At 37.1% G+C, this 12,390-nt stretch carries 12 protein-coding genes and 2 pseudogenes; 8 read left to right on the plus strand and 6 right to left on the minus strand.

What is annotated here, in order from left to right; translation table 11 throughout:
- Positions 1–421: 421 nt before the first annotated feature.
- Positions 422–964 (plus strand): helix-turn-helix domain-containing protein, encoded by a 543-nt coding sequence (locus H7U02_RS10945; RefSeq protein WP_195413786.1) that lies wholly within the window; start codon positions 422–424, stop codon positions 962–964.
- Between the two features lie 429 nt (positions 965–1,393).
- Here H7U02_RS10945 and H7U02_RS10950 read toward each other — a convergent pair.
- Both H7U02_RS10950 and H7U02_RS10955 read right to left on the minus strand, forming a co-directional pair.
- Positions 1,394–1,459 (minus strand): annotated as a pseudogene (locus H7U02_RS10950) (DUF1697 domain-containing protein); the annotation flags it as partial.
- Positions 1,460–1,497: 38 nt separating this feature from the next.
- Positions 1,498–1,995 (minus strand): GNAT family N-acetyltransferase, encoded by a 498-nt coding sequence (locus H7U02_RS10955; protein ID WP_073688966.1) that lies wholly within the window; start codon positions 1,993–1,995, stop codon positions 1,498–1,500.
- A gap of 300 nt (positions 1,996–2,295) precedes the next feature.
- On the opposite strand from H7U02_RS10955, the gene H7U02_RS10960 reads away from it, so the two are divergent.
- The 7 genes from H7U02_RS10960 (at position 2,296) to H7U02_RS10990 (ending at position 10,058) form a co-directional block, all read left to right on the plus strand.
- A complete protein-coding gene (locus tag H7U02_RS10960) occupies positions 2,296–3,378 on the plus strand; it encodes a hypothetical protein (RefSeq protein WP_260318481.1) in 1,083 nt (360 codons plus the stop codon).
- A gap of 31 nt (positions 3,379–3,409) precedes the next feature.
- Positions 3,410–3,808, plus strand: coding sequence for a hypothetical protein (locus tag H7U02_RS10965; protein WP_002892434.1), 399 nt, complete (start codon positions 3,410–3,412; stop codon positions 3,806–3,808).
- A 10-nt stretch (positions 3,809–3,818) separates the two neighbouring features.
- Entirely contained in the window at positions 3,819–4,220 is a 402-nt protein-coding gene (locus tag H7U02_RS10970) for a hypothetical protein (protein WP_201043346.1), read from the plus strand.
- Positions 4,221–6,164: an AAA family ATPase gene (locus H7U02_RS10975; RefSeq protein WP_201043347.1), complete on the plus strand. Its 1,944-nt coding sequence runs from the start codon at positions 4,221–4,223 to the stop codon at positions 6,162–6,164.
- A 100-nt stretch (positions 6,165–6,264) separates the two neighbouring features.
- Positions 6,265–6,585 (plus strand): hypothetical protein, encoded by a 321-nt coding sequence (locus tag H7U02_RS10980; RefSeq protein ID WP_311637644.1) that lies wholly within the window; start codon positions 6,265–6,267, stop codon positions 6,583–6,585.
- Between the two features lie 20 nt (positions 6,586–6,605).
- On the plus strand, positions 6,606–7,811 hold the full coding sequence (locus H7U02_RS10985) for a hypothetical protein (protein WP_201043350.1): 1,206 nt from the start codon (positions 6,606–6,608) through the stop codon (positions 7,809–7,811).
- Positions 7,812–7,814: 3 nt separating this feature from the next.
- Complete coding sequence (locus H7U02_RS10990) at positions 7,815–10,058, plus strand: hypothetical protein (RefSeq protein WP_201043351.1); 2,244 nt, start codon at positions 7,815–7,817, stop codon at positions 10,056–10,058.
- A gap of 155 nt (positions 10,059–10,213) precedes the next feature.
- On the opposite strand, the pseudogene H7U02_RS11560 reads toward H7U02_RS10990, so the two are convergent.
- From H7U02_RS11560 to H7U02_RS11565, 4 genes and pseudogenes are all read right to left on the minus strand, one after another.
- Positions 10,214–10,347, minus strand: a pseudogene (locus H7U02_RS11560) (IS3 family transposase); the annotation flags it as partial.
- Between the two features lie 302 nt (positions 10,348–10,649).
- Complete coding sequence (locus H7U02_RS10995) at positions 10,650–11,267, minus strand: LysE family translocator (RefSeq protein ID WP_201043352.1); 618 nt, start codon at positions 11,265–11,267, stop codon at positions 10,650–10,652.
- A 1-nt stretch (position 11,268) separates the two neighbouring features.
- Positions 11,269–11,727 carry a hypothetical protein gene (locus H7U02_RS11000; RefSeq protein WP_049554276.1) on the minus strand — a complete coding sequence of 153 codons (459 nt, stop codon included), beginning with the start codon at positions 11,725–11,727 and terminating at the stop codon, positions 11,269–11,271.
- Positions 11,728–11,793: 66 nt separating this feature from the next.
- A complete protein-coding gene (locus tag H7U02_RS11565) occupies positions 11,794–12,264 on the minus strand; it encodes a hypothetical protein (protein WP_260318483.1) in 471 nt (156 codons plus the stop codon).
- Positions 12,265–12,390: the final 126 nt, after the last annotated feature.

Below are 12,390 nucleotides of genomic sequence, written 5' to 3' on the forward strand. Positions count from 1 at the left end.
GAAAAAGAGGACTTAGATGTTGTTCTTGAAGAGTTGAAGGAGTTCTAAAATGATGCAGCTTTTAAGTAAGATGATTCCTATGGTCTCGCAAAAGGGATGTCTTTTAATAAGAGGTACTTGAATATCATAATCAGTGAATAAGCTTTACTTCCAAAGTTAGGACGATAATTCTTTTCTAACTCATCGTAAATAAAGCTAAAATCACAGAATTCCGTTAGCTGACGCAAAAGATGATTCTTTCTCGTATGAGACGTGAGCACGAGCATGATGTGGTTCTTTGACTGAAAAAATAAGCACTATGTTTTCTAACATAGTGCTATAATAATACAGAGAATAAAACAAAAAATAGAAATGGGGAAAAACGATGACGAAGGAAGGAAAAAAGAAGAAGTTTGATCGCACAGCTTATATGCGAAACTACATGAAAGATTATAATCAGACAGAACATGGTAAGAAAAAAAAGCAAGAAATCAATGCTAATTACCAAAAATCAGAAAAAGGGAAAGAAACTAGAAAAAAATGGTTGGCTAAAAATCCTGAGAGCGTTCAAAAGTCTTCTGAAAAGTATCGGAAGACCGACAAATGGAAAGAGGCGCAAAAGCGTACTACTGAAAGAATTGCTATCTTGATAAGACAAGGTTATGCTGGGGCAATCAAAGCGCTAAGAAGTGATTTAGGTCTAACGCAAACCCAAGCGTCTGAAAAGACTGGAGTACCAGTAGCAACGATCCGACAAATAGAGCGAGGAGCAGTCTATTTGTCTGAGGAGCGTTTGAAAGAATACGCAAACAAACTAGGATATAAAGATGACATTGTGGATAAAATCGTGGAGTTCAAATATCCTGTTAGTGTAGTTCGTACTCATGTAGAGGAAGAATTGGCCAATTATGGAATAGGTTCATATGAAGCAGACGAAGAATTGCTACGCTCTTTGATTGAAAAAAGTGTAAAAAAAGTGAAATAAAGTGTCCTCTGAGCTTCGAATACAAGACCTGTTATGATATACTTATATCAAGGTTAAGAAATGAGGTTTCTCCCCTCTCCTTAACCCCACCATTGTTGTTGTAAGGTTAGACGAGATTTCTCCTCTCGGAACTAACATAATCTTTTCATTTCTACTAGTTATGAACAGGGATCTCCCATAAACATAACTGCACTTTCTGTTTTTAGTGTTGTTAGGTTTCTCCCCTAACTGATAAACTAAAAATAGTCATTGTTTTTCTTCTTTGTAGAAATAATACTAGGAAAACGAGGTAGTCCATTGAGACTTGCCTCGTTTTTTGTTGTCTCATAAAGGTTACTTTAAAAAAAACCATTGGAACAACAGGAAGTTCCAATGGCCACAACAACAATATTTTTCATAAAAACAATGACTTGTATCTAGGAAAAATCCTAAATCAGCCATAACGACCTTGTTTTTTTCGCCGACATTGATACCGCGGAGTAAAAGTGCATAACGCTTGTGTGCTCCTTACAAATATATCTATTATTTCCAAACTAACTGTTAGAGTTTCTAATGTAAATCATCCGTTTTTCTTTCACGGCTTTTCCTAGGTCAATGACCTTTTCCTGACCGTCAAAAACAAAGCCCATTTTTTCATAAAAGGCGATGGCACGTTTGTTATCTTCTAAAACCCATAATATAATCTCTTGATAACCATCCAAGGCAGCAAAAGCAGCCTGTATGAGCTGCTGGCCCACACCCTTGCCATAATAATCTTTTAAGACATACAAGGCGAAAATTTCACCCGCTATCGTAGCTGAATCTCGAAAATCACCGTAGCTAACAAAGCCGACCACTTTAGCATCATCCAATGCGATTAAGGTATTTTCAGGATACTTTTGACTATAAAACCGGCACTTATCCAAAGTCATTTGTTCTTGAAAATCTGCGGGCAAAATCTCATCATAAGCTTCACGCCATGTCTGCCAATGAACTCTGGATTTCCCTTCTATCTCCTCAGCTGTCACCATTGGTTTGATTGTGATGACCATTTGTTTCCTCCTTGAATAAATCTATTTCAATTATTCTGCCTGAAAACCATTTCTATCTAATTTCCCATTTTCTCCCCAAACTACTACATAAACATTTTTGGGTAAGCTAGTAAAATCAACATAGTCAGTTAGTCTCGCACCTTCAGGAACCTCGCCTTCCAGAAAGAGATACATTTCTAGTCTAACTTATTGATAGTGTTATTTCAAGAGTAGGAAATCAAAATAAGAGTGTTATTATCTCAAAAGTCAACCTATGTCACTAGGTTGCGACACCTATATAAAATAGCCTATCATGGCTTCATGGTAGAATTTAAAGATTATGAAAATACACAGGAACTAGAAGGCTGGTACAATTGGCCAGTTAGGGCCTCTAAAAAGATAAAATCCATTAGGGCAATCAATAGTGTCATCTCTTACTTTAGGAAACATCGATTAAAGCGAACGCTAATCATTAGCTATGCTTTACTGGGTACAATGGTATGGACAGCTACGACTGCCTATTTCTCTCCTGAACGGGTTACTTACACAGAGACACAGCTGCGAGCGACGCAAACCTTTGGTAATGGCCTTGGAAGCATCACAGCAACCTCTATGACGTATTCACCATCTAATGGAATGGTCGTTATGGAATTAACAACATCAGATGCGACTAGTGCTATTAATAAAGGAATCAATACTGAAAATCTTGATTGGCAAGTTTTCTTGCCAAGTAGTGTTAAGAACCCAGAAGCAGTGACTTTAGAAGTCATTCCGTTAACTGGAGATAAAGTGTATCTGGTTTTGCGTAATGTTCCTTCAGATTATACGCTCATGGTTATTCGAGTGACCAATAAGACGCCAAACTCTAACAGTCTGAAGGTGGATGTTCAAGAATATGACGATTACTTGTCATCAAGTAGTAATTCAGTTTCCAATCAGAAAAAACAAAAAGATAAGGATGCTAACAAGACCTATGTTGATTTCTTTGTAACTCCTCAAAATGAACTCTTAAAAAACAAATATGTCAAGAATTTGTCTCGTGAGAAGTTTGCCCTCAATATTTTTGAAGAGGAGTTGAAATATCAAAAAGGTCAACGGAAAGAACTCTTGGCTTCTGCAAAAACACTTGATGATAGTATAAAGGAAGATAATAAGACGCTTGAACAGTTAAAACGTGAATCAGAATACTTGGTCGGTAACGAGTTAACTGATAAGCAGATTGATATGGAATCTGTTGAAAAAAGTATTGGAACTAAAGAGAAAGATGGAGCTAAAGCCCGTGAGAATGCTGCTTATGTTCAGACAATCATTGAACAGATTGAAAAAAATATCAAAGCAGTTAAGGATGGTACCTACAAGTTTAATTCACCAGTACGATCAGTAAAACAAGATATTGATGAATAGATGTAGAAAAGAAAGGACTTTATTAACGATTATGACAATTGACGAACAACGCTATTTACTTAACCAGGATTGCCTATTGATGAAATATCAGCGAGGCAATGCTATGAATGAACCCCTTCAAATTTTTAGAGGGAAATGGGCAGACGGTTTAGAACGCCTACATCAAATCATTGATAAAGAAGTTGGTTGGAAGAACTTTCGTAGTTTTGTCTCAAGTAACGTACATCATGACTCTGAAACATCCATTGAGGTAGTTAAGACACACTTAAACCAATGCCGTATTGAATGTACGGACCTTTTGGATATTGATTTTGGAGAGAAAGGTTCTATTTGTATTCAGAGGGATCAAGTGGAGCTTTTGACTGAGAAATTCCGTTATTTCCTTTATTTTGAAAGTAATATTCAACCAATGATGGATATTGACTTCTAGGAGGTACTGGATGAATCAAGAAGAAAATCAACAACAAGAGGGGAACTGGGGACTGCCTCGTGGTCTTTACACGCAGGTAAAGTACTACGGTGTTCCGGTAATGAAAGCCTTCATTATAGTAGGGAGTTTTGTTTTTCCGCTACAATTCAGGGATATATTTTTCCCTAGAGGGCAAGAGTTGAAGTTCCTAATCAATTTACTCTGTACAATGACTTTAACGGTTTATTGGATGATCCCTTCTTCGTCTGGTGGAAATAAGTTCTGGGAATTTATTCATGCACACCGTCGGACAAAGAAACGTTATTATCCAATTGATAAGAACTGTTACCCAGAGTTGAGAGATGATGGCTCGAAAAACCGTCGCTACTTAATGGATAAGGCTGCAGAACGTTTAGGAAGGAAGTATAAATAGATGAAGGAGAGGACTAACCATAATCTTAGTAAGACTCCTTATATTGACAAATACACAACAGACCTTACTGAGAAAATCAGACCCAAGCGTCAAGATTTTGTGGCTTGGGGTAGACAAGATGAAATCAGACAAGTCTTTATCTCACTGAATCGATTAGAAAAAAACTCTCCTGTACTAATTGGTGAAGCTGGTGTAGGTAAAACAGCTATTGTAGAAGGAATTTGTGCGGATATTCTTAACAAGAAAGCCCATGTCCCAACACGTTTCCAAGGTAAGCAGGTTAAGCAACTAGAATTATCTGCTATCCAAGGGAAAGAATTTGACCATACAGGTAAAGAGGTGAACATCATTGCCAAAATGGACGGATTGATTAAAGAGTTTATGGCTCATAAAGATGAGTTTATCCTCTTTATTGATGAAGTGCATACCATTATGGGTACTGGAGTTGAGGGAAGTGCTCTTGACGTCGCTAATAGCTTGAAACCAGCCTTATCTCGTGGGGAAATCTATCTTATTTCAGCCACTACAGCTGATGAGTTTATGATTATCGAACGAGATCCAGCGATGGAACGACGTCTGCAACCAGTTTACGTTGATGAACTGGACAAAGAGGCATCTATTTTGGTCTTGAAAAAACGTCGTCCCAAGTATAAACGAGAACTTGATATTGAGATTCCTACTGATGCCATTAGGGCAGCAGTAGAATTATCTATTCGTTATGTCACGGATAAAATGCTTCCTGATAAAGCTATTGATATTATTGATGAAGCTTCAGCGACTGCAAATATCGATGGGAAATCAGAGATTACCTTAAAAGATATTGCGAGTGTCATTCACCGTAAAAAAGGTATTCCTATGGAAAGTCTACTACGCACGTCCTCAACTCCAGTGGATTTTGCGGAAGGGATGCGTGCTGTTGTTAAGGGGCAAGACCATGTGATTCGAACTATAGCGCGCCTTATGTATAAAGGTATCCAAGGTGGGCAAAACAAGCGAAGACCTTTAGGAACTCTTCTTCTACTTGGAACAACAGGTACAGGTAAAACTGAATTGGCGAAACAAGCAGCAAAACAACTGTTTGGTAGTGAAGAAGCGATGATTCGGCTGGATATGTCAGAATACATGACAGATAATGCCGTTGTTCGTCTTATAGGAAATGACGAGCGAAAAGGTGACTTAACGGAAAAAATTAAGAAGAATCCCTACTCGTTAGTACTATTGGACGAGTTAGAAAAGGCTCATCCAGATGTCTGGGCTTTATATTTGCAAATGCTAGATGACGGGCATTTGACTGATGGACGTGGACGAAAAATCAATTTTAAGAATACGTTCATCATTGCTACATCAAACGTGGGGCATAAGCGAATCAGAGATAAATATATCACCTCTGGTCAGACCTTTACAGAAATGAACAAGACTGACTATAAAGAGTTCATGAAGGACATGAGAGACGAGTTAATCAAGATCTTTAAACGTCCTGAATTTATCAACCGCTGGAAAATTGAAGTTACTAATATCTTGACGAAACAAACCATTGATAAGATTGTCTATTCAAAAATGGCTGTACATGAGAGTAGTTGGTTTGAAGAGCATCATATCCTTATTAATTATGAGGATGTTAAGGATGGTGACCAAACTATCGATGGCAAAAAATACTTTTATGAATATCTTAGTAGTGTCGGTGTTAGTCCAGAAGATGGAGCAAGGCCTTTAGAGAGAACTATTGATGAAGTGTTAACAGATGAAATCTTTGAGCAACTGTATTTCCTTGGGCGAAAGCCAGAAGATTACTTTATGGTTGATGTGTCTTTATCTGGATATGCACCAGGAACATTTGCGTATGGTAACTCAGGTAGAAAGACAGTTCAAGATAGGCGTCAGACTCATATTACTGTCAAACGGATACCTCCAGAGGAGTATGGTAACTACTTGCTTACATCTTAAGGGGTGTCACTAGGTTGTGACTCGTAGATGGACTATTGTAGACTACAGATATTAAAATTTTAAGGAGGCTGTTTTGAAAGAAAACACATTTTTGAACAACGTGAAGACTAAGGCATCAGCACTTGGAATGACTGCTTTGTTGACGTTAAACTCTGTATCGCTTGCTTTTGCGGAGCAAACTGGAGGAAAAGCTACTAACCCAGCTAATGAGGCTACTAATACGCTTAATGATGTTTCAGGTATGTTGCGACTTGTATTCCCAGGGATAGCAATAATATCTGGTTTACTTGCATGTATATTGATGATGATGGGTGACAAGAAACGAACGGAAGCCCTTGACCGACTCTTGTGGATTGCGATCGCACTATGTGTTGGTTCGGCACTTGTTTCAGTTGTTGAATATCTTTGGCAACCCAAATAGGTAGTTAAGAGGTTTACTTTATGGAAAAAGAATTACTTACCATAAAAGGGAATCGCAAGGTATTGTTTCCAGATGCCTTGTTTCTTTATATCGAGTGGAAAGGAAATGCAAATCCTAAAAAGGATGAAGAGTTAGCAGATATTATTGATGACTTAGACACTGAATATTTCCCTAGTAATAAGAAGGAAAGTATTGCTCAAAGTCTACCATTTCTAACTTTTAAACAAGCAGAATTACTTTTTCGAGAAATCAAAAAGCGATATTCTGAGTTTACCTTAAAAGGAATTGCTCTTGCTAGTCAACCGATGGAACAAGATGGTCGTGTGACACGACCAACTACGGGAGTCCCTAGTATTGAAGGACAACCTCAGATTACCCCTTTTGTTATTACGAAAGATTATAAGGAACTCGTTACCCCACTCATCGAAGAAGCACACCGTGATAAACGGTTTGAGAAAACAACTTATGAAGGGATCTCCAACTTTTTCAGTGGTCCAATGGGGTTACTTCCATGTTATGCTGAAAGTCTAGGCTTGTCTCTTGTTGATATGCCACCTTATCCAAAACCAGGAACGATTGAAGGAGAACTTCCAAATCGTCTTATGTCGAATAAGGATAAGCATAAACAGTCAGTCGCTGGAGCTAAGAAACGGAAGGAGAAAACAGGAAGAGTGTATGAAGATGAAGAAGTAGGACCACCAAGTAAGTTGCCATTGATTTTGGCTATTGGCTCTTGTACGTTGTCGGTGTTCTTATTGTTGATGCTAATGGTCTATAATAGTAATTTCACGCGCGTCAAGAAAGAACTTGTGGCCACAACAGATAAAGCTGAGCGTCTTACAATGATACAAGATCATGAACATGAGATTGATGTCATGGCTCGTTATTTCTTGTCATACTATTATTCAGGAGACAAGGATAAGCTTAAGGCTTACTTGGATAATAACGACGCTAAATTTACTAACCCAGAGGTAGCGACTGTTTCTAGCACAATGTTGGAGAAAGTTGAACTCGTTAAGAATGAGAAAGATACCTATGAGGTTACATACGTTGTTGGTACAACGGATGAGGCTCAAAAAACGACTGTTCGTCGTGTCACTTTTAATGTTAAGAAAAAACCATCAGCTACTCAAGGGTGGGTAGTGACATCTGAACCGACAACAACAGCATTTGCAACTCCAACATCTCCTTCTACTGAAACTTCAGCTGAAAACAAGGAGGGGTAACCTATGGGTGCAGAAGCAACAATTGAGATTGAACAAGGGAAGGTCTGGCCATCCCTATCAGATATGATCTCTCAATCGAAAGATTGGCCTAATGAAGTTGGACCTAAAGGTTGGGGAGGTGACAAAGATAAAGAGCTATTATTGGCATCCTTTTATGCACAGTGGGACCAATACCTCCACCCAACAACTGGGGTCTTTATAGCTTTTGGCTTTATTCCCGAGATGCTATCAAAAGGTATCTATAGTTTTAGTTATGCGATTGAGAAAGCTTACCTTAACATGTTTAAGTTATTTGGGATGTTTGACTATATTAGTCAATCTGATAGCTTTATTGGTCAAGTTTATAAGTGGCTTCAAATCGTTGGGATTTCATTATTTGTTCTGGTAACGCTCATTCGTCTTATAATGGCAATGGCAGGAGCACCTTTCAGGTACCGAGAGTTCTTCAATCACATTATTTTGGTTACGTTTTCTGTAACTGCACTTCCGGTGTTTGCATCAAAATTTGGTAGTGCTATAGCAAAGGATACCGTAGGATTAGCCTATTATGACATAACTGGCAGTGGTCAGAGTGTTTCGCTTTCTGTAACCCCATTTAGGGGCAATACGGTTGACCTCGAAATGCTGTATGCAATGGATTTTGATACAGATAAGTTAGGGTATAATGAAGATACTCATTTTATAGCAGGGGATAAAAACTGGAATACCATTTCAGATGGTAATATTTGGTTCACCAATTTTACTGAAACTTATGGCCCAACCAATAAAGCCATGTTGCAGTATTATTCTGGGCGTGAAGGACGAGTATCGTCGCTACCTAAGATGTTAGGAATACGAGAAGACGGTTCGGTTGATTGGTGGCAACAGGTTAAAAATAGTGCTGCGATGTCTAACCCAGTAACAGCCCTTCTTCAAACAAGTAAATTGTTCTTTACTGGTTGGAAAGAGCAAAAAGACTTGAAGGAGGATCAGGCAAATTCACCTTATAATGGTTTCTCTGATGTAATGAGATCCACGCTCAACACCATTCGTTATGCAGATGGTAAGATAGCTTATGCACGAGTCACTACGTCAAAATCAGGTTATTTCCTTGGTTTTGATAATACAGCCTTTTTGCCGACTTACGCTCGCTATAAGGTTGACTGGATAGCACTGATAACTCAGCAAATCATTCTTTTACTCCTTCTCATTGGATTGCTAGTAACCACGGTACGAGTAATTTTCAAAACCCTTATAACAGTGATTATCTCACCCCTAGTTTCTTACGCAGCAGTGGGAAATAGTATGAGAATCTTGGAAGTTTGGCAGGAAGTTATGACAGGAATTGCTGCCATCTGGTTCCAACTACTATTCGTTAAAGTAGCTCAATGGTTCTTAATTACTTATAGCGAAGTGAAACTCAATCTAGGTTCTGGAGCATCTGATGTTGCTAAGAAAACTCTAGGTGGAAGTTTCTATGATGGACTAGATCCATTCCAACATGCCATTGCGACGATTGCGGTTTACCTTGGTGTTTATCTTGCGGTTTCTCAAGGTTCAAAAGTTTTGGAACGCTGGATAGGTATTGATACTAACCTTTCAAGTGGAACTAAGGCTGGAGTTGCTACAATGGCTGTTGGTGCGATGGCTGCTAATAAAATGGGTGGCGGTGCTAGAAACTTCGCTGTTGGTAGGTATAATCCAAATACTGGCAGACGAAATCAAAGTGGATTTAACCGTCTAAGAAATAGTGTTAGTAGTGGAACCAATGTTGGTGTAAAGGGACTTAAGAGTGCCGGTAGCGTGGTAGGGTCGACCACAAACAATATCAGACGAGGAGTCTTAACTGCTGCTGGTGCTACTGCTGGTACAGTCGCTGGTACTTGGAAAGCAATGGCTGATAGGAGAGCTCATGGTCTTAAGTATAGAGAGATTGTTGGTCAGTCAATGAGTGCTGCTGGACGTAATGTGTCTAAAGGAGTCAGAGAGACTGTTAAATCTGGTAAAGAAGTTGTTGGCAATGAATTCAGGAATGCTAGTCAAACAGTTAAGAGAGACTTCTCAAGTAGTTTCGGAGCAGGTTATACAAGTACTAGAGATAATGTTAGAGACAAAATCTTAAATAGTACTGGCGGAGCTGGAAGAATTACTCCAAAGGGAGATACTTCAAGCATTACTCCTCCGACTCAAAGCTTATCAAAGAAGAATAGGTTAGACAGCGACAGTCGATTCCAGAAATTTGATGCTGGAGAAGATGGAGAATTGTGATAACTAGTTTACAAAAAAAGCAAATCGAACTGTGTACTGACCCCAAAAGTTAGATAATTTATTTAAGCAAAGGATTTAGTTCTGCATTGCATAGGGCTAAGTCCTTTGCTACCATTTGTCAAGTATATCAAGGTATTCTAGTTTTACCTTGGAAAAATCTCTAAAGAAAACTCTGTTACCAACCCTTGGATAATTATCGTTTTTCTTCTTGCTCTTTTTTTTCCTCCAATCGGAGTTCTTTCAACTTTTTTAGAATAGCCTTCTTAGCTTTCATGTACTCCTTTTCTGATTAAGATCGCTTAAAGCTTTCCAAAGATAATCTATTTGCACTTTATCTTCATAAGTCAATTTCATAATAAAAACACCCCCAAAATTAGATTTTTTCTGTCTAATTTGGAGGTGTCGTTCAAAAAAAGTTTTTAGAGTGTCTTTTGTTTAAGTGGAAAAAATACTTTTCCGATCATATGTTATTTTGAGGTTGAGTTTTAGGTATTAGAGTTATATATTCTGATGATTTTCCTGATGAAGTAAATGGAGTAGAGAGTGGTTTGTGAATAATTCGGAGGCTTTCAAAATTCTTTCGATATTTCACTAAAAATTTTGAAATACCACGATTATAGCTGATAGTATCATAGCTACACCACCGATATATGCAATCCATTTTTCAGAATGTTTTCCAAGTGCACTTCCAATATTCGATGCAAAATAACTATATAAATAATCGTTGATTAAACCAACAAATAGATATGTCAAACCTAATATTGTAGTTTGTAATAAAAATGGAGAGTTGTGGTTAATGAATTGAGGTAAAAATGAAGCAAAGAAAATAATGTTTTTAGGATTTAAAAATATCAGTAAAAATGCATTTTTAAAGACTTCTCCCTTTTCAGGAGGTGTCATTTTCTCAGTTTTATCTTTTACCTTATTAGCACCAAGAAGACTTTTGATTCCTAAATAGATAAGATAAGCGATTCCAAGTAAACGTAAGATTGCGTACAAGGTTTCCGAAGCTTTAAGTATAGCTCCAATCCCAATAAAGGAAAGGATTAGACAAACAAGTCCTCCCCAGAAACTTCCCCAAACTATTTCATAGGCTGTTTTTTTTCCATGAGTCATACTAGTTGTTATAAGATAAGTTACTGTTGGTCCAGGAGGGGAAATAAGTAGAATGCAAGCGAAGGTGTATGATATCCATGTAGATAGTGACATATTATTTTTCCTTTACAACTCTATATTTTATATCATCCTCATTTAAGTTTAGCAATGGGACTGGAAGCTTGGTATGTACAAACTGACTAGGGGTTAATGCTGGCGTCATATTAGATAAAAAACTTAAGAGGTTATTTTTGCTATTAGATGCGTAGACTGTATAAAAATTTCCAGAATTCCAATTTATGACAGCATATTTAAAAAAGTTAGCCAAAATGTTTTTAAATGTATCTATTGTTACAAGACAGTTATTCATATCTGTTAACACATTCTCTTTTTTCAGTCGAATGGCTTTTTGTGAGAAAAATCTATTCTTAAAAAGAGAGTCTTTAATATGTTCTCTTTTTAGAAATTCAGTAATATCTTTATTGGAAAATTTCTCAATAAAACCAATTATACCATCATTTTTAAGTTTTTCTTTTGTAAATTTTATTTGTTTAGCTCTATCTGGACTGTACATCTGAAATGTCGTATCTTCTATTATGACATCAAAACCATTGAAATTAGGAAATAATTCTCTGATATTTTAGTTGTTTATTTTATTGTAAGGAGATAAGATAAATTTGGAATGTAGTGGTTTACCATATCTAAAAAAATTATCCTGATTAGCTTTTGTTGGACTACAAGATAAAGTTTTTATCTTTCCATTACTTAAATTTCCAATTGTTCTAGCCATTGTTCCCTCAGCAGCTCCAAGAACATACAAATATTGCGTCCCCTCTCTTTTTTCCAAGTAATCTTTTAATGCCGAGCCAACGCGACATTCTTCCTCTAATATAAAGGGGATACTTGAGTAGAAATGTTTGTCAAATTGTCCTTGTAATTTTCTATGATTTAAATAAAAGAATAACATTTTTTCGTCATTTTTAAATAAGTTTATATCACCTAGATAAGTATTGTCTGGTTTTCCCAATTCGCCTAACGCAGTCTTTTCAAAAAAATCTGCAAGTGCCCCTATTCTAGGGGTGTTGGTAATATTATCTTCAATATCTTTCATAAATTTTCTCCCATATGTTATAATTATACACAAAAAATAGTGAAGTACAATCAAAAAGATGAAATTTTTAGAAGGTTACAAAATCTACATAGAATTTGAAAAAATTGATCGTAAAATGCGTAATAA

The sequence above is a fragment of the Streptococcus sp. 3.1 genome (assembly GCF_016648915.1).
In the GTDB taxonomy this organism is placed as follows: domain Bacteria; phylum Bacillota; class Bacilli; order Lactobacillales; family Streptococcaceae; genus Streptococcus; species Streptococcus salivarius_E.